Origin of the sequence: Acinetobacter sp. YH01024, assembly GCF_013420195.1 — a bacterium.
Taxonomy (GTDB): Bacteria; Pseudomonadota; Gammaproteobacteria; order Pseudomonadales; family Moraxellaceae; genus Acinetobacter; species Acinetobacter amyesii.
In genome coordinates this window covers 68,524-86,804 of record NZ_VOYQ01000002.1, presented here as the reverse complement: position 1 = coordinate 86,804, position 18,281 = coordinate 68,524, and the positions used below count along the sequence as shown (strand labels likewise).

Genomic DNA, 18,281 nt, shown 5'->3' with positions numbered 1-18,281 from the left:
CATGAATGCCTTGTTTATGATTATTGCAGCAATATTGCTACTTGGACCGCTGATAGCGATTCATGAATTTGGGCATTATTTCGTTGCACGTAAACTGGGCGTAAAGGTTTTGGTGTATTCGATTGGTTTTGGCCCAACACTACTTAAGTGGACGTCAAAGAAGTCGGGTATTCAATATCAACTGTCTGCATTACCACTGGGTGGTTATGTCAAAATGTTGGATGAACGAGAAGGTGATGTCGCAGCAGAAGACTTACCAAAAGCATTTAACCGACAACACCCTTGGAAACGTATTGCAATTGTTGCGGCAGGGCCACTCATCAACTTGGCTTTTGCAGTAGTGTTGTTTTGGATTTTATTTTTACCAGCTCAGGAACAGCTGAATACGCGCGTAGGTAAAATTTTACCGAATACGCCTGCAGCAGCTGCGCAAATGCAGTCTGGTGATAAAATTACTGCCGTAGATGGCACTCAAGTATCCACTTGGGAGCGCTTGAATTATGCCTTGGTTGATCGTGTAGGTGAAACTGGCAATATTCAAATTCAAGCTGAACGAGCAGGGCAAATTCAAAACTTCAGTTTACCTATTCAAAGTTTCTTACGTGATCAAACTCAGTCACCACTCGATGTTCTAGGTTTTACACCGTATCGTCCTGAAATTCCTGCAGTGGTTTCAAAACTCAGTGAAGATGGCGCAGCGATTCGCCAAGGGATGCAAGTGGGTGATCGAATTGTTTCGATTGATGGCGTAAAAATGAAAGACTGGTTTGATGTTGTACAAGTTGTACAAGCTTCTCCAGAAAAGTTACTTAAAATTGATGTTTTACGACAAAATAAAATTGTGCATTTAAGCGTGATGCCGCAAGGTAAGCGTGACCAAATGGGTAAAGTCACAGGGCTTTTAGGTGTACAAAGTGATCCGGGTAAAGTCAATATTCCAGCCGAATACAAACAAACCATTCAATACACGCCTGTAGAGGCGATGGGCAAAGCGGTAGAAAAAACAGGTCAAATATCTAGTATGATCCTGAATTCTATTGTAAAAATGGTGCGTGGTTTGGTTGGTTTAGATAATTTATCTGGTCCGATTACTATTGCGAAAGTGGCTGGACAAAGTGCTGAGATGGGGTGGCAAACCTTCATTTCATTTATGGCACTGATGAGTGTAAGTTTGGGTATTTTAAATTTACTACCGATTCCTATGCTCGATGGCGGTCATTTAATTTACTATTTTATTGAATTAATTCGTGGTAAACCTGTTTCTGAACAAATACAATTGGTTGGATTAAAAATTGGTATGGTATTGCTGGGTAGCATGATGCTACTGGCTCTATTCAATGACATTATGCGTTTATAAGAACGTTATACGAAATAAATTAACAGCGGAAAAGACTGGCATGCAGCACAAACATTTATTTATGCCATTGGCACTGGTTAGTGCTATGGCCGTAGCACAACAAGTATATGCAGCAGATGATTTTGTAGTACAAGATATTCGTGTTGATGGCTTAGTGCGTTTAACTCCTGACAATGTAGCCGGAATGATCCCATTCTCCGCTGGTGATCGTGTCAATGATCAAATCATTTCAAACTCAATTCGTAGCATGTTTGCATCGGGTTTGTTTGATGATGTGAAGTCTACACAAGTCGGTAATACCCTTGTATATACAGTGGTTGAACGTCCAGTTATTTCTAAAGTTGAGCTAAAAGGCAATAAACTTATTCCTAAAGAAGCCTTGGAAGAAGGCTTAAAGAAAATGGGTCTGTCCGAAGGTGAAGTTTTAAAGAAATCATCTTTGCAAACGGTTGAAACTGAATTAGAACAACAGTACATGCAGCAAGGTCGTTATGATGCTGATGTCAAAGTTATTACAACCGCTCAACCAAACAACCGTGTTAATGTCTTAATCGAGTTTGAAGAAGGCCAATCTGCCAAAGTATTTGATATCAATATCATTGGTAATACGGTCTTTAAAGAAAGCGAAATTAAACAAATTTTTGCATTAAAAGAAAGTGGTTGGAACTCGATCATTTCTCGTAATGACCGTTATGCACGTGAAAAGATGGCTGCGAGTTTAGAAGCTTTACGTGCGATGTATCTCAACAAAGGTTACATCAACTTTAACATTACCAATTCAAGTCTGAATTTGAGTGAAGATAAAAAACACGTCTTTATCGAAGTTTCGGTGGATGAAGGTGAACAATTTAAGTTTGGTAAAACTCATTTCTTAGGTGATACGCTTTATACGCAAACTGATTTAAACGCTTTAAAACTCTATAAAGATGGCGACTTATATTCACAAGAAAAAGTGAATGGTGTGAAACAACTTTTACTTCGTAAATACGGTAACGCAGGTTACTACTTTGCAGAAGTGAACATTGTTCCTGAAATCAATAAAGACACCAAATTGGTCGATTTAAATTACTATGTGAATCCGGGTCAGCAAGTCACTGTTCGCCGCATTAATTTTACAGGTAACTCGAAAACAGCTGATGAAGTTCTACGTCGTGAAATGCGTCAAATGGAAGGCGCATTAGCAAGTAACGAAAAAATTGATTTGTCTAAAGTGCGTTTAGAGCGTACAGGCTTCTTTAAAACCGTTGATGTTAAACCTGCACGTATTCCGGGTACGCCAGATCAAATTGATTTAAATGTGAATGTTGAAGAACAGCATTCAGGTACAAGTACTTTGGCTGTTGGTTTCTCACAAAGTGGCGGTGTAACTTTCCAAGCAGGTTTGAGTCAAACCAACTTCTTGGGTACAGGTAATGCAGTTTCTATCGATTTGTCACGTTCTGAGACTCAAGATTACTACAACCTCAGTGTAACTGACCCGTATTTCACTATTGATGGTGTACGTCGTGGTTATAATATGTACTACCGTAAAACCAAGTTAGATGACGACTATAACGTTAACAACTACGTCACTGACAGTTTTGGTGGTGGTATCAACTTTGGTTATCCGATCGATGAAAACCAAAGTATCAGTATGGGTTTAAATGTAGATCAAACCAAGGTAACAACAGGTGAGTATGTATCTACATATGTGCGTGATTATTTGAAGGCAAATGGTGGTAAAACCATTGATTCTAATTCATTTAATACATGTTCAATTGTAAATCCTGATCCTAGCAATCTTGAATGGACATGTCCTGAAGCGAACATAGTTAATAATGATTACGAAAGTGCGTTTGAAGGAAAGTTTTTAACCTATAACTTAAACCTAGGTTGGTCGTATAACACGCTTAACCGTCCTGTATTCCCAACATCAGGTATGTCGCATCGCGTAAATACTGAAATTGCTTTACCAGGTAGTGATGTTGAGTATCAAAAAGTCACTTACGATGCACAAGCTTATTTCCCACTAGGTAAAGACTTTGTGCTCCGTGGCTATGGTAAGTTGGGTTATGGTAATGATTTACCGTTCTATAAAAACTTCTATGCAGGTGGTTTTGGTTCGGTACGTGGTTATGACAACAGCACCTTAGGTCCAAAATATGACGGTGTCTATTATGATGCTCGTGGTGAAAAAGATTATGACCCAGAAGAAGTCGGTGGTAATGCTTTAATTCAATTTGGTACTGAATTAGCTTTACCTGTGCCATTTAAAGGCGATTGGGCGCGTCAAGTTCGTCCAGTATTATTTGCTGAAGGCGCACAAGTATTTGATACCCAATGTGACGTTCCTAAATCTAGTGAAGACCGTCAATACTGTAAAGATAACTACGGCTTTGATATGAATAACATGCGTTATAGCGTTGGTGCAGGCTTTACTTGGATCACGATGATTGGTCCAATTTCACTGAGTTATGCATTCCCGCTTAATGACAAAGCTGGCGATGAAACAAAAGAAATTCAATTCGAGATTGGTCGTACCTTCTAAGTACGACCCTTCTGGGAATAACAAAATTACAGGTTGATAAGATGAATAAATTATTTACTGGTTTGGCGGTATTGGGTATGTCATGTTCTGCTGTGGTACATGCAGCAGGTTACGGTGTGGTTGATTTAGAAAAGGTGGTGGATCAAAGCACTTATATAAAACAACAAAATGCTCAAATTCAACAGCAATTGAAACCACAAACCACTAAAATTGAATCACTGGCTAAAGAGCTGGAAGCAATGCAGCAAAAAGCTCAGCAGGGTGGTGATAAGTTGACTGCTGCGCAAAAGCAGCAAATGGGTCAACAGTATCAAACTAAACTTAAAGAGCTGACTGATTTACAGCAAAAAGTTCAAGCTTCGGTTCAAGGGAATATTCAGTCTTTAAATCGCACGATGGATACACGAATCAAGCAAGTTGCAGAACAATTGCGCACAGAAAATAAGTTAGATGTTGTTTTGAATAAAAATTCAGCACTTGCGTATGACCCTAAGTTTGATTTAACTGATAAAATGATTCAAAAGGTTAATGCAATTAAATAATCAATGAATTCTCAAAAATTCAGTTTAGAAAAGCTTGCTCAACTTGTTCAAGGTCAATGTATTGGCCAGCTAGATTTGCTATTCAGTGGAATGGCAAGTTTAGAGAGTGCTCAACCGCATCAGCTTGCATTTTTAAACGCAGATAAGTATCTGAATGAAGCTCAACAGTCTCAGGCTGGTGCGCTGATTGTGACTGCAGAGATGCAGTCACAAATCCCTTCACAGCAAAACTTCATTGTTGTACCCAATCCGTATCTGGCTTTCGCTATTCTGACGCATGTTTTTGAAAAAAAATCTGTAGAAACAGGAATTGAAAGTACTGCCCAAATTCATCCTTCAGCAATCATTTCTGATACTGCTTATATTGGGCATTATGTGGTGATTGGTGCGAATAGCGTGGTGGGTGAAGGAACTCGCATTGAATCACAAGTGAAGATTGATCATGGTGTTGAAATTGGTAAAGATTGTTTTATCGATTCGCATGTGACGATTACTGGTGAAGCTAAGTTAGGTGATCATGTACGTATCCATGCAAATACGGTGATCGGTGGTGAAGGGTTTGGTTTTGCGCCTTATCAAGGGAAATGGCATCGTATTGCTCAATTAGGTTCTGTACGCATCGGGAATGATGTGCGTATTGGCTCAAATTGTAGTATCGACCGTGGTGCTTTAGATGACACAATTTTGGAAGATGGTGTCATTATTGATAACCTTGTGCAAATCGCGCATAACGTCAAAGTTGGTGCAAATACAGCAATGGCTGCGAAATGTGGCATTGCAGGTAGTACAACTATTGGCAAAAATTGTGTGCTAGCAGGGGCTGTTGGTATCGTAGGTCACATTAATATTGCAGATAATGTGACAATTACTGGTATGTCAATGGTCACAAAAAGTATTTCCGTTGCTGGGAGTTATTCTTCAGGTACGCCAATGCTTGAAAGTGGTTCTTGGAAAAAGGCAGCAATCCGCTTTAAACAATTAGCAGATGTGCCATTGACCCAATTGGTCAAACGACTTGATCATATGCAGTCTCAAATTGAGTCCCTTGAATCAACATTTAAATTGCGTAAATAATTATGATGACAGAGTCGAATACCCCAGCTTTCACAAAACCTGAATTACCAATGACTATTCAGACTATTCGTGAATATTTGCCACATCGTTATCCGTTTTTATTGGTTGATCGTGTTGTTGAAGTGACTGACAACGGGATTGTAGGCTATAAAAATGTAACGATTAACGAAGAATTTTTACAGGGTCATTTCCCTGAATACCCAATTATGCCGGGTGTGCTGATTGTTGAAGCATTGGCGCAAGTGTCGGGTATCTTAGGTTTCATCATGAATAATGAGAAACCTTCAGCGGGTTCGTTGTTCTTATTTGCTGGTGCAGAAAAGGTCCGATTTAAAAAACAAGTCGTTGCAGGCGATCAACTTGTATTAAAATCAGAATTAGTGATGCAAAAGCGTGGCATTTACAAATATAATTGTGTTGCCACTGTAGATGGCGTAGTCGCAGCAACCGCGGAAATTATGGTTTCGCATCAGAAAACAGAGACAGCATGAGCAATAACGAATTAATTCATCCTACCGCCATTATTGACTCATCAGCAGTAATTGCTCCGGATGTGCAAATTGGACCATATTGTATTATTGGTCCTCATGTCACAATTGGAGCGGGTACTAAACTGCATTCACATGTTGTGGTGGGTGGTTATACCCGTATTGGTCAACATAACGAAATTTTTCAATTTGCCAGTGTTGGTGAAGTTTGCCAAGACTTGAAATATGCTGGTGAAGAAACGTGGTTAGAAATCGGGGATCATAACTCGATTCGTGAACACTGTAGTTTACACCGTGGTACTGTTCAAGATCAGGGTCTAACTAAAGTTGGAAGTCATAATTTATTGATGGTCAATACACATATTGCACATGACTGTGTGGTAGGTGATCACAATATCTTTGCTAATAACGTCGGCGTTGCAGGCCATGTCCACATCGGTGATTATGTCATCGTAGGTGGTAACTCTGGTATTCATCAATTCTGTAAAATCGATTCTTACAGTATGATTGGTGGTGCATCTCTTATTTTGAAAGATGTACCTGCTTATGTCATGGTATCTGGTAATCCAGCCCATGCTTTTGCCATGAACATTGAAGGAATGCGTCGTAAAGGTTGGTCTAAAAATGTGATTCAAGGTTTACGTGAATCCTTTAAATTGATCTATAAAGATGGATTAACGACGAATGAAGCGATTGAACGTATTCGTACTGAAATTTTGCCTGAAGTGGCAGAAGCGCAATTGTTGATCGACTCACTTGAGCAGTCTAAGCGCGGTATCGTACGCTAAATGCTGCGAATAAAAAAAGACACCTTATAAGGTGTCTTTTTTTTTGCGTTAAAAAAAAGTCCTATTTTTTAACAAAGCCTGCTTCTTCAGATTTTGGATACTTTTGGGTAAGCTTGGTTTTGAGCTGCGTTGCTAAACTGCTGTTTCGATCTACGTCTTTTGCAATGCTATACAGTTGATATAACGCTCTAGGCGCGCGGGTCGACTCAGGGTATTGATTTACCACGATACTATAGTTCTTTTTCGCTTCTGCGTAGTTGGTCGGTTCAACAGCAAGGTTGAACTCAGCTAACCAAAAATATGCATTGCTGATGTAGACGCTATTAGGATTATTCTTAATAAAGTTTTTCATTGGTGCAATGGCTTTTTTCGCACCACCTTGTTTATATGCATCTAAAGCAACGGTATAAGCTGCTTTCTCAAGCTCAAGTGAGTCACCACCTGCATTTACAGGTTGTTTTGCAGATGAGCTTAATGTTGCTTGGGTCGTAGGTTGTTTAGCTGGTGTAGGGGTTGTATTAGCTGCTGCTGGGTGCAGTACCTTGTTGGTTATCCTCCGCAGCTTCTGTGTCTTCACTCGGATCTACTTTTTGTTGGAGTAGCTCTAAACGTTGATCTAAATCTGCATAGCGGTTTGTAAGTTCACTTTTTAATTGTTCGATAATATTGTCTTGCTCTTCCATTTTACCGCGTAAGCTACGCAATTCATTTTCGAGCTGTTGGTTCTTCTGCATGAGCTGCCAATTTAAATTTGTTGGCGTAGGGGTAGAGCCAGCACCTGTTTGAATGGCTGTATTATTTGCTGTATACACAGTGCCATTATCTGCGCCACTCAAACCGCGAGATTCAATTGGAATATTGGCAAATAGCGTACCTGAGCAAGTCAATGTAAGGGCACACAATACATGCTGTTTAAACATCATAAAAATTCCATGTAGTTGCAAGCATGTCCGTATTGAATAGTTTTATTACAGACTGCTTTAGATAAAACGATAAGCACATTAAAAACGCCAAAGTTCTGAATTGCAATAAGCTTTTACAATCTTGTTGTGTATTAAAGTAAAAATATAGTGATGATGTTTCACGTTTTCTACATCATCGACCATCATATTGATTTATAAATAATCAAACAGTGTTTTCTACTCAGGAATTCTTGGTTTTAGTCTTGCATGTTTATCAAAAATCTCTATACTCTGTTCTTGCAATGGTAGCCCTGCCGGTTACTTCGCAATTGTACTCTACAAACCCCGCCAGGACCGGAAGGTAGCAACGGTAGTAGAAATATGATGTGCCGAAGTCTTGCTGGTAGGGTTGCCACCAGTTTCAATCATAATAAATTAAACGTCCTCTCATTTTTTTTAATCCTAGATTCTTCTTTATTTTAGTTTTATTAATTCTTTATTTAGATCTATATCTTTGTTATTCGGCATCAAATTCTTTACGTGCAATCACTTTAAAAATCGTATCGAGATCGAATCCTCGATATTGTAAAAAACGTATTTGTTTGGCTTTTTGTTTTGGATCACGTTCAACAGCTTTGCCAAATTTTTTGATCTTGAGCTGGTAGGCTTCGGCGACCCAATCTGTTTCTTTTAATTCATCCTGAATTAATTCACTGTCTACTTTTTTATTTTTTAAAGCGAGCTTTATACGGTTGGGACCTTTACCTTTACGCTTTTGACTCGACAACAGCATTTCTGCTACACGCTGATCGCTTTGATAGTTCTCACGTGCGAGTTCTTCCACCAAGTGTATGACTTCTTCACGACTATCCGCATACAGTGCTAATTTCTCGATTAAATCCGCTTTTGAGTATTCTTTACGTGTGAGTACTGCAAAGGCGTAGGAGCGTAAACGAGAGCCGCGCAGTCCTGGTTTTTTTTCAGCATGAACATCTTTACCATTGGCATCAAAATGCAACGCAGAGTGATCGGTCACCGAAGTATTGTCATGTGAAATGTCAGTTTGTGCAGTATGATTTGCGCAGGTAGGTTCTTCAGCTTCTGCGAACTGTTGTTTTAGTGCTTCGTAGTCGAGCAAGAGTGGAAAATGGTCTTTAGTCATGGGGTCATTTTAATACAAATTTTGAGTGCAAAACAAAACGCCCCGTAGGGCGTTTCGTCTACTATTAAAGTATGCTGTAATTAAGCATCTAAAAAGTCTGGTTCTTCTTCGTCTTTGTCTTCTACAGGTGCTGTACCCGTAGTCAGAAGTTGTTCACGAATCAGTTTTTCGATAGTTTGCACAAGTTCAGGGTGTTCTTCTAAGTGGCGAATGGTATTGTTTTTACCTTGCCCAATCTTGTCACCTTGGTATGAATACCAAGCACCTGCTTTTTGAACAATTTCTTGTTGTACTGCGAGGTCAACAAGCTCACCTAAATGGTTCACGCCTTTACCATAAAGAATTTGGAAAATCGCTTCACGGAATGGAGGAGCCATTTTGTTTTTCACAACTTTCACTTTGGTTTCTGAACCAATGATTTCGTCGCCTTCTTTCACTTGACCAATACGGCGGATATCTAAACGTACAGATGCATAGAATTTAAGTGCATTACCACCAGTTGTGGTTTCTGGGCTACCAAACATTACACCAATCTTCATACGGATTTGGTTAATGAAGATCACCATACAGTTCGAACGTTTCGCATTACCGGTAATTTTACGCAGTGCTTGGCTCATCAGGCGAGCTTGTAAGCCCATGTGTGAGTCACCCATTTCGCCTTCAATTTCGGCGCGAGGGGTCAGTGCAGCTACAGAGTCGACAACGATCAGGTCAATGGCACCTGAACGTACCAGCATGTCTGCAATTTCAAGTGCTTGTTCACCATTGTCTGGCTGTGAAACAAGTAAGTTATCAATATCTACGCCAAGTTTACGTGCGTATTGAGGGTCTAATGCATGTTCAGCATCGATGAATGCACAAGTACCGCCAGCTTTCTGACATTGTGCAATAGCTTGTAATGTCATAGTCGTTTTACCAGAAGATTCAGGACCGTAGATTTCTACGATACGACCTTTAGGCAAACCACCAATACCTAGTGCGATATCTAATGTTAAAGAACCTGTAGAGACAGCTTCAACTGCCTGTACGGTATTATCACCAAGACGCATAACGGTGTTTTTACCAAACTGCTTTTCAATTTGGCTTAAGGCCGCATTTAACGCCTTGCTTTTATTATCATCCATCTTACAACCTCAATACGATGTCACGAAACAATATACTCAAGTGGATGTATTCAGTTTAAATCTGTTCCACGAGTGTATAGTGACAGAAATCATCCTTTTGTTCTATGAAAATCACAACAGGTGCGACATGTTGTGACGCTTTAACTTAATCATCATTATAAGACCATTGCTGGTCAAACTGTTGATCATTTTCTCTTTTAAATTTACCAATATCTCGACGATCTTTTTTACTTGGTCGATGATCTGGCCGAGCTAGATTATGCAATTTTCTTTGTGATGCGAGCAATTCCCGTTTTGCAATACTGACCTCAGTTTCATCATAAAGCAGCTGAGCGGTTGGGGCAGGCCCACGAACATCCGACAGTGCTTTCACCACCACAGTTTTTTTCTCAAGGCCTTGTGCAATGGTTAATTCCATGCCTACACGAACTTCACGAGAAACTTTAACGCGTTCGCCATTATGATGAACTTTACCGCCTTCAATCGCATTTTTGGCAATAGAGCGGGTTTTAAAAAAACGTGCAGCCCACAACCATTTGTCTATACGCATACCAACCGCATCTTCGGCTAGATTTGATTTACGCATATTTTTTCTGTTCCTCGGCTTGCTCAATCATTTGAGCTTCTAAAATAGGGATTAAATCTGTTAATGCGGACAGCATTGGGTAATTGCAAGTCTCGCGAGGCGCTTTGGCAGATGAAGGCTGCTGAATCGAATAGAGCTGTTCGATCCCAAAAAGTTTTGCACCATTGAGCACTTTTTCAGTGTCATCAATGAAATAACAGTTTTTTGCATCGAAGGAATGTTTGCTTGCTAATATTTGCCAAAACTCAATAAACTCTTTGGCATGACCGAGCGTTTCTGAACTGACGATCACATCGAAAAAATCACGAAGACCGGTTTCTTCAAGTTTGAATTGTAAGCCAGCATAGTCGGCATTGGTCGCAAGCCAAATAGGATAGCCATTTTCTTTTAGATAGGTAAGCAGCTCAATGCAACCTTCACGTTTAGCCACTTTGGCTTTTTGTTCTATTTGCATTTCCAGAACATCAACGCCAACTTGTGACGTCCAAAAGCGAGAGGAGTACCATTTTAGGGTATGATTATGCTGTTGATAAAAACTAAATAGCGTTTGCTTGCTTTGTTCGAGTGAGCACTGATGCTGTTCAGCATAGCGAATTGGCAGCAGCTCATTCCAAATGAAATCATCATAGGCAAGATCGAGTAAAGTACCGTCCATATCAAAAATGATCGTCGGCTTTTCTGAGTAATTTGGCATATAAAGGTATTCTATGTTTAAAACAACAACAGCACCGCAAGACCCACTGATTTTGCAGTTGGTTCCCATTGTGACACAAGCTTGCGAAATTTTGCGAGAAGAATATCAGCGTTATTGCTCAGGTGCGGATTTTGATGTGGAACGTAAAAGTGATGATTCACCTGTAACGCAAGCTGACTATCGTGCAAATAGCTATATTACTCAAGCATTATCCAAAGTTTCTAACTTGCCTGTATTGTCAGAAGAAGGTGACAAGTCTGAACGTATGCAATGGCAAAAATTTTGGCTCCTTGATCCCTTGGATGGTACCAAAGAGTTTTTACATAAAAGACCTGAATTTACCATTAATCTGAGTTTGGTAGATGGGGCCAATACCACTTTTGCCATATTGGCGATCCCGGGGGAATATAGCGTATATATTTGCCCCTTTGCGGGACTGCCGCTGAAATATGATAGCCAGTCCACTACATGGTATGAATATGTTCAAACCTCTGCAGAGAGTGTCGTACACGTTGGCTTGAGTCAAAGTGCCAAAAATAAGCCGATTTATACGGACTATCTAGACGCTTTAGAAAAACTCACTCCTTTTCAGGCCTACCATGCTGGTAGTGCATATAAGTTTTGTATGATGTTAGAAGATCGAGTGGATATTTATCCGCGTTTTCATCCGACTTGTGAATGGGATACGAGCGCTGGACAATGTTTAATCGAGCGTATTGGTGGTGGTTTGGTTGATTTTAAAGGTCGCGCATTTCTATATAACCAACGCACGACTTTATTAAATGGTGGATTTATTGCATTTAAAAATGCCGAAATGAAAGAATTGGCCTTAAATGCTTTGGCAAACATGCCTGACAAAACTTGAGCTAAATCGGGTTCATGCTATAGTGTCAGCACACTCCGTTAAATCTCCTGCATTTAAGAACTGTCAATTATGGCCCTAGATTTGCTCCCTCCTAGTATGCTGAAAGCAATAGACTTATTGCCGGATGAAAAGACGCCTGTAACATTGTTTACACGTCATTCCATTCGTGAAGTTGTACAAGGACAAGGCTTGGCCGGTTATGACTTGCAACTGACCCATCAAGGACGTGATTTAGCCGAAGCGTGGGGCAGCTATTTGGTTGAAAATACCGATCGTGTTATTCAGCACTGTATTTCGAGTCCAATTCAGCGCTGTGTGGATACGGCGGCATTGATGATTCAAGGTGCAGATAATGTCACGATTGAACCGAATACCCACCATATCGAGATCATTGAACAAGGATTATTGGTCGAGCCGGGAAGTTTTGTGCTCGATATTAAAAAAGCAGGACCATACTTTCAAAAGCAAGGTGCTTTAGGCTTTATCAATAGTTTTGTGAATAATGCTTTGCCGGGTATGAAACAGCCCATTCATGGGGTGGTAGATGTTTTGGAGTTGATTTACAACACTCATCCAACCAATGATTATGGTCTGAGTCTAGCGGTGAGTCATGATACGATTTTGGCTGCAATTCTTGCCATTATTTCAGGTAAAAATATCGTGACACGCGAAGACTGGCCGAAAATGATGGAAGGTTTATTTGTTTGGTTTGAAGGAGATGTATTCCTTGAGTCAAAACTGAAATGGATTTGGCGTGGAGAACTAAATGAATTAAATATTCGTGAATTTCAGCAGGCTGAGCAGCAACTCTAAGTATTTTTGCGCATACAAAATATTTAAAAAAGGCATCCATGTACGGGATGCCTTTTTTATCTGCTTCAATATTTCATTAAATAAAAGATTAAATATTGGCTTTAATTCGTGCAGGATACTGATTTAAATCAATACTTGAACCGTCGTCACTATAAGGCCAGCGGCTAGTATTGACAGGGAGATGTTGTTGGTGGATTCGACTGTATTTGTCTGCGGCAATCAATGTGGCAATGTCATGATCTTTAATGCTATACGCTTGTACGAGTTCAACTGGATATTGTGTGCGTTCAAAAAATGCAGCTTCCGTTTCCCCTTGATGCAGCGCAAAGATGCGTTCTACAGCCGGTAAATACACGCCATATGCTAACCATGAGTCTACGCCTTGAGAGGCTTGAATCTCAGCGGTTGATTTCATATTTGAAATGACTTTACCTAAAATGTCTTTTTCACCTTTCGATGTAAAATATTCAATATATTGATTTTCTGCTTCTGCAAATTTTTCTAATGATGGCAAAAATTGGTTAATCGACATTTTTATCCCTCTTTTCATTTGTACAGCAATGGCTGCCTAGGATGAAAATTAAAATACCATAAAAAATATATGGGATTAAACCATTTCTAAAAATTTTTATTTACAAAGTTTCTAAAAATATCCTGACAATTTTTGTCGGGAATATACGATTGTATTTAAAGGCCTACATCTTAATTTTAGTTGAAAAGTGAAGTACCTGTCACACCAATCGTGATTCAGACAATACTAAATATTTAGATTTTATTTGAATTGTTAAAAAGTGACAAAACACGGCAATTGAATAATTAAATAAAAGAAAATAGCATTAACTTTTTTATAAATTATTGATTTATATATTTTATATAAGTCTCTTTATTGGATTTTATTGTGGCTAATTGGGGAGTGGTAGTGAAAAGTGTGATAGGTTTTTCATATAACAAGTTATCAATTTGTATTGTGTCATTGATGTTAGTTGCTTGTGGCGGCGGAGGCGGTGGTGATAGTTCAAGTGGTTCTGCATCAACTTCAAGTTATCCAGAACCGACCCAAGACATAGTCGATGATACCAGTATTGGCTTTTATGACTACGATGCAAATGATGCTGTTCGTGAAATACGAAATGATTTAGTCGGCAACTTTTCAGCGCAAGTTCAATTTGGTCAAAGTCATGTCGTCGATCCGAATGCGAACGAATCCAAGAAAATGCCACGGTTAACCAGTGAAAAAGAAGCGCTGCTTATCGTGATGCCAACACTTGATATGCAAAACATCAAGCAACTCAAAGTAGAAATCTATCAAAACAACCGCTTAATTCGTACCGCGACATTGGATGATCCGACGCAAATGCCTGTTTCAGACCAGAGTGGGCAAAGAGGTCGTCCAGATGTTTGGTACAGTAAACGCGCGTGGACCACGAAGCTCAATTGGGATGAAGTTAAACCCGGTCTAAGATTAAAATTTATTGACGCAAATAAAGTCAGCGGTGAATTGGCTGAGGATAAAATCGATTTTGCTGCACCAGGTGAATTGGTTTTAAATAATATCCGTGTTGGTATGTTGGCAGATAAGCCAAATTCTACCGGCCACTATATGCTACTAGAGCCTGAAAAAGCGGGCACAGATTATTTCCAAACCATTCCTGCAGCAGAAATGACGGTTGCACAATATGATGATATTCAGTTAACACGTGCAATGGTATCTTCAGGTGTTATTTATGACAGTAAAAGTGCCGGAGATGGTGGTGTTTATGCAGGAGACATGCGTGAGGATGTCGGTAAATCAACCTTTAGTGTTGGTATAAACCTTGCTAACTGGGGTATTACCAGTGCATCTATGGCCAACCAAAGTCAGCCACAATTAACCCAAACAGTAGTTGTCCATCATACGAAGGGGAACTATGCCAATGGTGTGCATACTCATGGACTGAGTGGTGGTAATGGCATGCTCACGCTTTATGATTCTGTAGGGAATGAATTTAGCCATGAAATTGGCCATCACTATGGTTTAGGACATTACCCTGGTCAGGTAGGTGACAATCTATTTTGGGCTGCACATCATGCGGACAGTGGATGGGGTTATATTGCCAATCGCAATATGATGCGCGGAAATCTATCATGGACGGCGACATGGAAGTGGGATGGAGCGAATGGTATCCCAAATTTTAAAAATTTGTTTCCGTACGGAAAAGATGCCATGTCCGGCGGGTATCCTGATAGTAATGTATCACGCTACACACACTATACGGGTTACAGCACATTCCTGAAAATTCAACCACACTTTGACCGTTATGTCTGGGATGAAACTTCGCCTACCGGCTACAAAAAGTGGAACAAAACCACTCGTGAAATGGAAGTCGCTCAACCGAAGATGCCAAATTCTACGGCTCCGGTTTGGTATAACGCAGATCAAAATTATCCACGACCACGGGTCTTTGGTCAGCCTGTTATTACCATTTTAGGGGGCTATGATCCAGTCAATCAAGTTGGTTTGTTGTATCCTGCTGCACGTTCAAACTGGGGCAATGTGTATGACTTAACTGCTGCCAATACCACTTTAGACCAAGCGGCATGTTGGTTGAATGTGCAATACACGAATAAAGTCAACAATATTGCTTTAGCACCTGCACGATTAGGTAGTAATGCCAATAAACTGCATGTCAATTTAGCTTTGGCAGATCAACCACAGAAGGTCAATTTATACTGTAAAAAAGCAGGTGAAGAAGCCAAGTTATTAGCAAATATTGATATTCCAGTTTACAGCACAGCGATCAAGCCGGCTGTCAAAATTGGACGTCAGCATGGTTATAGTGCATTGCGTGCTATCGAACTTCCTCAATTAGAAAGTGCTTTGGAAGCGCAAGCTGCAAATGCTGTTGTTGCACTAAATCCAACTGAAAAAATGCTGTATGAGTCCTATAAAAATGACAAGTCATTGATGAATAGTGTGGCGCGTCAGCAATTAACCCGTTATGAGTCGCAACAAAACACAGCATACCGACTAAATCGTTGGATGAATGTGTATGCACAAGACCTAACCAATCAAGTTCCTGAGGCACAAAGCGCACTCGAAGCATTTATGACAAAGCTTTCAGTATCTCAGGAAGGTTTGTTTGATCAGGCAACATTGATCAAAAATGGTAATAACTGTTTGAAAGCAGAAACATTAACCGATGGAAAATTAAACTTATATATTAGTGGTCCAAGCGGATGTACTGCGGACGAATCGGAACAGTGGGTATATGATGCGATTGGTCGGATACACAGCAAGTCAAATCCAGATCAATGCGTAACAGGCAACGGTGGTTCAGCTAAAGTGACGCTAGAACGTTGCGTGTTAAACCAAACCAACCAAATTTGGACCATGGACCCTGCGACTACAACGATTCGTCAAAGTGGTCAATGTATGGATTTAAATACGGGACGTTTGCAAAATAACCGTGCGGATTTAATTCGATATAGCTGTACCAATGGTGGCAATCAACGTTGGACAAATTTGACAGCAAGCCAAAACTTATTATGGACATATTTATCAGCGACGAACATGAAACTGATTAATAAATAATCTGTAAATAGAAAATAAGGTCCAATAAGGACCTTATTTTTTTGCTTTTAAAAATCGATAGGCACAAAAAAAGCCCTAAGAAGGGCTTTTTTCATCGCAACAAATTAGTTAGCTAAAGCTTTAACTTGTGCATTTAAACGGCTCTTATGACGAGCAGCTTTGTTTTTATGGATGATGCCTTTATCAGCCATACGGTCGATTACAGGAACAGCTTTTTTGTAAGCTTCTGTAGCGACAGCGTAATCACCAGCAGCAATAGCAGCTACTGTGCGTTTAAGATAAGTACGAACCATAGAACGTAAGCTTGCGTTGTGTTGACGTGCTTTAACGTTTTGACGAGCACGTTTTTTTGCTTGAGCAGAGTTTGCCACTCGTGCACTCCTTGAAATAGATTGGTCTGGGCGGGCTGAAATTACATCTGAAAACCAACATCAGAAGAACTATCACCAGCCCGTAAACAAGTGCCATATTGTGATTAAACTAAGCGCTTAAGTCAAGTCTTGACATGCTTTGACAACATTTTAGATGCAGAAAAATTTTAAAGAAAACGTTAGATTAGTCTAAAGTTATTGAGATTGTATGAAAAATGACTAAAAGTATAGAGAATGCAATTGTCATTGGGGCAACAGGATTGGTCGGGCGGGAATTGGTTCGTCAGCTCAGTCAAAATACAGGATGTAAGAATATTACGGCTGTGGTACGTCAGCGTGACCATGAACTGAATGGACTGGCAAAAGTTCAACAAATGGTGATCAGTGACTTTCTTTCTCTGACTCAGGATGATGTGAGAGATTATAGTCATGCCTTTAGTTGTTTAGGCTCGACCATTAAAAAAGCAGGGTCTAAAGATCATTTTTATCAGATCGATTTTAGCATCAATGCGCATTTTGCTGAATTATTAGAATATACAGAAACCCATTTGATCATAGTTAGTGCTATGGGCGCTGACGCCAATTCCGCATTTTTTTATAATCGAGTCAAAGGGGAATTGGAATATTATTTAAAAACCTTAAAGTTAAATCAACTTTCGATATTAAAGCCTTCGCTGTTACTTGGCGAGCGTCATGAATCTCGGCGTTTAGAAGATGCGACACAGAAACTTTATATGCGCTTTTCGCATTTTGTACCAGACCGTTTCAAATTTAAGCCAGTGACAGCACAGCAAGTGGCTCATACTATGGTCGATGCAGCACAAACTCAGACTGAAAAGTTCGAGATTTATGATAATTTACGCATACTAACAATTAAATGAGGGAAATACCGTGTCTACAGTTCCATTCGTCACCTGTGATTTACTTGATGATCATCCAGATAAAGAATTACAAGTGGTGATCCCGTCGTTGGATGGTAAATTCTTTCAAAGTTATGGTGCACGAAAAAGTTTTGGCGGTCAGGTGATGACGGTCAAATGTTTTGAAGATAACTCTCGTGTTAAAGAATTATTGGCAACCGATGGTACGGGTAAAGTATTGGTTGTGGATGGTGGTGCGTCGATGCGCTGTGCCTTGATGGGTGATATGATTGCTGAATCTGCAGTTAACAATCATTGGAATGGCGTCATTATTTACGGCTGCGTGCGTGATGTTGATGCGATTGCCGAACTTGATTTAGGTGTGCATGCTTTGGCTGCGATTCCACAAAAAAGTAACCGCAAAGGCGTGGGTGAAACAGATATTCCATTAAGTTTTGGTGGTGTAAACATTCAGTCTGGTGATTTTATTTATGCTGACAATAACGGCATTGTTGTTTCAAAAGAGCAATTGGTTGTTCTTTAAGTGGGTTTGAGTT

17 protein-coding genes, 1 other RNA gene and 1 pseudogene are annotated in these 18,281 nt (G+C 39.9%); 12 read left to right on the top strand and 7 right to left on the bottom strand.

Going from position 1 to position 18,281, the window contains the following annotated elements; genetic code table 11:
- The first annotated feature begins 1 nt into the window (after position 1).
- From rseP to lpxA, 6 genes are read left to right on the top strand one after another with little or no spacing between them, the layout of a single operon-like run.
- Positions 2-1,357 carry an RIP metalloprotease RseP gene (rseP, locus tag FTT88_RS01695; RefSeq protein ID WP_078193531.1) on the top strand — a complete coding sequence of 452 codons (1,356 nt, stop codon included), beginning with the start codon at positions 2-4 and terminating at the stop codon, positions 1,355-1,357.
- A complete protein-coding gene (gene bamA, locus FTT88_RS01690) occupies positions 1,338-3,884 on the top strand; it encodes an outer membrane protein assembly factor BamA (RefSeq protein WP_373683921.1) in 2,547 nt (848 codons plus the stop codon). The genes rseP and bamA overlap by 20 nt, the downstream gene beginning before the upstream one ends.
- 41 nt (positions 3,885-3,925) lie before the next feature.
- Entirely contained in the window at positions 3,926-4,426 is a 501-nt protein-coding gene (locus tag FTT88_RS01685) for an OmpH family outer membrane protein (protein WP_180003883.1), read from the top strand.
- A gap of 3 nt (positions 4,427-4,429) precedes the next feature.
- A complete protein-coding gene (gene lpxD / locus FTT88_RS01680) occupies positions 4,430-5,500 on the top strand; it encodes a UDP-3-O-(3-hydroxymyristoyl)glucosamine N-acyltransferase (protein WP_180003885.1) in 1,071 nt (356 codons plus the stop codon).
- Positions 5,501-5,505: 5 nt separating this feature from the next.
- The gene (gene fabZ, locus FTT88_RS01675; protein WP_171263789.1) at positions 5,506-5,991 is read left to right on the top strand and encodes a 3-hydroxyacyl-ACP dehydratase FabZ; all 486 of its coding nucleotides are present in this window, start codon (positions 5,506-5,508) and stop codon (positions 5,989-5,991) included.
- Positions 5,988-6,776 carry an acyl-ACP--UDP-N-acetylglucosamine O-acyltransferase gene (gene lpxA, locus FTT88_RS01670; protein ID WP_180003887.1) on the top strand — a complete coding sequence of 263 codons (789 nt, stop codon included), beginning with the start codon at positions 5,988-5,990 and terminating at the stop codon, positions 6,774-6,776. Before fabZ ends, lpxA begins: the two co-directional genes overlap by 4 nt.
- A 61-nt stretch (positions 6,777-6,837) precedes the next feature.
- On the opposite strand, the pseudogene FTT88_RS01665 reads toward lpxA, so the two are convergent.
- A pseudogene (locus tag FTT88_RS01665) lies at positions 6,838-7,699 on the bottom strand (YbgF trimerization domain-containing protein).
- A 291-nt stretch (positions 7,700-7,990) separates the two neighbouring features.
- Here FTT88_RS01665 and ffs point away from each other — a divergent pair.
- Positions 7,991-8,087, top strand: an RNA gene (gene ffs / locus FTT88_RS01660) — signal recognition particle sRNA small type.
- Positions 8,088-8,195: 108 nt separating this feature from the next.
- On the opposite strand, the gene FTT88_RS01655 is transcribed toward ffs, so the two are convergent.
- From FTT88_RS01655 to FTT88_RS01640, 4 genes are all read right to left on the bottom strand, one after another.
- A complete protein-coding gene (locus FTT88_RS01655) occupies positions 8,196-8,840 on the bottom strand; it encodes a regulatory protein RecX (protein WP_180004627.1) in 645 nt (214 codons plus the stop codon).
- A gap of 80 nt (positions 8,841-8,920) precedes the next feature.
- On the bottom strand, positions 8,921-9,964 hold the full coding sequence (recA, locus tag FTT88_RS01650; RefSeq protein ID WP_078193524.1) for a recombinase RecA: 1,044 nt from the start codon (positions 9,962-9,964) through the stop codon (positions 8,921-8,923).
- A 145-nt stretch (positions 9,965-10,109) separates the two neighbouring features.
- Positions 10,110-10,550, bottom strand: coding sequence for an RNA-binding S4 domain-containing protein (locus FTT88_RS01645; RefSeq protein WP_168377604.1), 441 nt, complete (start codon positions 10,548-10,550; stop codon positions 10,110-10,112).
- Positions 10,543-11,244, bottom strand: a complete 702-nt coding sequence (locus FTT88_RS01640; protein WP_180004628.1) for an HAD-IA family hydrolase — start codon at positions 11,242-11,244, stop codon at positions 10,543-10,545. The genes FTT88_RS01645 and FTT88_RS01640 overlap by 8 nt, the downstream gene beginning before the upstream one ends.
- Positions 11,245-11,257: 13 nt before the next feature.
- On the opposite strand from FTT88_RS01640, the gene FTT88_RS01635 reads away from it, so the two are divergent.
- Both FTT88_RS01635 and FTT88_RS01630 read left to right on the top strand, forming a co-directional pair.
- A complete protein-coding gene (locus FTT88_RS01635; protein ID WP_180004629.1) occupies positions 11,258-12,109 on the top strand; it encodes a 3'(2'),5'-bisphosphate nucleotidase CysQ in 852 nt (283 codons plus the stop codon).
- Positions 12,110-12,178: 69 nt separating this feature from the next.
- Positions 12,179-12,922: a histidine phosphatase family protein gene (locus FTT88_RS01630; protein ID WP_078188709.1), complete on the top strand. Its 744-nt coding sequence runs from the start codon at positions 12,179-12,181 to the stop codon at positions 12,920-12,922.
- A gap of 88 nt (positions 12,923-13,010) precedes the next feature.
- Here the strand turns inward: FTT88_RS01630 and FTT88_RS01625 are convergent, their stop codons facing one another.
- Complete coding sequence (locus FTT88_RS01625; protein ID WP_180004630.1) at positions 13,011-13,454, bottom strand: hypothetical protein; 444 nt, start codon at positions 13,452-13,454, stop codon at positions 13,011-13,013.
- Between the two features lie 444 nt (positions 13,455-13,898).
- On the opposite strand from FTT88_RS01625, the gene FTT88_RS01620 reads away from it, so the two are divergent.
- Positions 13,899-16,493, top strand: a complete 2,595-nt coding sequence (locus FTT88_RS01620; RefSeq protein WP_180004666.1) for a M66 family metalloprotease — start codon at positions 13,899-13,901, stop codon at positions 16,491-16,493.
- Between the two features lie 104 nt (positions 16,494-16,597).
- Here the strand turns inward: FTT88_RS01620 and rpsT are convergent, their stop codons facing one another.
- A complete protein-coding gene (gene rpsT, locus FTT88_RS01615; RefSeq protein ID WP_078188707.1) occupies positions 16,598-16,864 on the bottom strand; it encodes a 30S ribosomal protein S20 in 267 nt (88 codons plus the stop codon).
- Between the two features lie 215 nt (positions 16,865-17,079).
- Between rpsT and FTT88_RS01610 the strand changes: the two genes are divergently transcribed.
- On the top strand, positions 17,080-17,745 hold the full coding sequence (locus FTT88_RS01610) for an NAD(P)H-binding protein (protein WP_180004631.1): 666 nt from the start codon (positions 17,080-17,082) through the stop codon (positions 17,743-17,745).
- Between the two features lie 10 nt (positions 17,746-17,755).
- Positions 17,756-18,268 carry a ribonuclease E activity regulator RraA gene (gene rraA / locus FTT88_RS01605; RefSeq protein ID WP_168377554.1) on the top strand — a complete coding sequence of 171 codons (513 nt, stop codon included), beginning with the start codon at positions 17,756-17,758 and terminating at the stop codon, positions 18,266-18,268.
- Positions 18,269-18,281: the final 13 nt, after the last annotated feature.

Coding starts and splice junctions, on each gene's coding strand:
- FTT88_RS01610 (WP_180004631.1), top strand. CDS start 17,080: ATGACTAAAAGTATAGAGAATGCAATTGTCATTGGGGCAACAGGATTG.
- lpxA (WP_180003887.1), top strand. CDS start 5,988: ATGAGCAATAACGAATTAATTCATCCTACCGCCATTATTGACTCATCA.
- rseP (WP_078193531.1), top strand. CDS start 2: ATGAATGCCTTGTTTATGATTATTGCAGCAATATTGCTACTTGGACCG.
- lpxD (WP_180003885.1), top strand. CDS start 4,430: ATGAATTCTCAAAAATTCAGTTTAGAAAAGCTTGCTCAACTTGTTCAA.
- FTT88_RS01625 (WP_180004630.1), bottom strand. CDS start 13,454: ATGTCGATTAACCAATTTTTGCCATCATTAGAAAAATTTGCAGAAGCA.
- FTT88_RS01620 (WP_180004666.1), top strand. CDS start 13,899: ATGTTAGTTGCTTGTGGCGGCGGAGGCGGTGGTGATAGTTCAAGTGGT.
- bamA (WP_373683921.1), top strand. CDS start 1,338: ATGACATTATGCGTTTATAAGAACGTTATACGAAATAAATTAACAGCG.
- FTT88_RS01640 (WP_180004628.1), bottom strand. CDS start 11,244: ATGCCAAATTACTCAGAAAAGCCGACGATCATTTTTGATATGGACGGT.
- fabZ (WP_171263789.1), top strand. CDS start 5,506: ATGACAGAGTCGAATACCCCAGCTTTCACAAAACCTGAATTACCAATG.
- FTT88_RS01685 (WP_180003883.1), top strand. CDS start 3,926: ATGAATAAATTATTTACTGGTTTGGCGGTATTGGGTATGTCATGTTCT.
- recA (WP_078193524.1), bottom strand. CDS start 9,964: ATGGATGATAATAAAAGCAAGGCGTTAAATGCGGCCTTAAGCCAAATT.
- FTT88_RS01655 (WP_180004627.1), bottom strand. CDS start 8,840: ATGACTAAAGACCATTTTCCACTCTTGCTCGACTACGAAGCACTAAAA.
- FTT88_RS01630 (WP_078188709.1), top strand. CDS start 12,179: ATGGCCCTAGATTTGCTCCCTCCTAGTATGCTGAAAGCAATAGACTTA.
- FTT88_RS01645 (WP_168377604.1), bottom strand. CDS start 10,550: ATGCGTAAATCAAATCTAGCCGAAGATGCGGTTGGTATGCGTATAGAC.
- FTT88_RS01635 (WP_180004629.1), top strand. CDS start 11,258: ATGTTTAAAACAACAACAGCACCGCAAGACCCACTGATTTTGCAGTTG.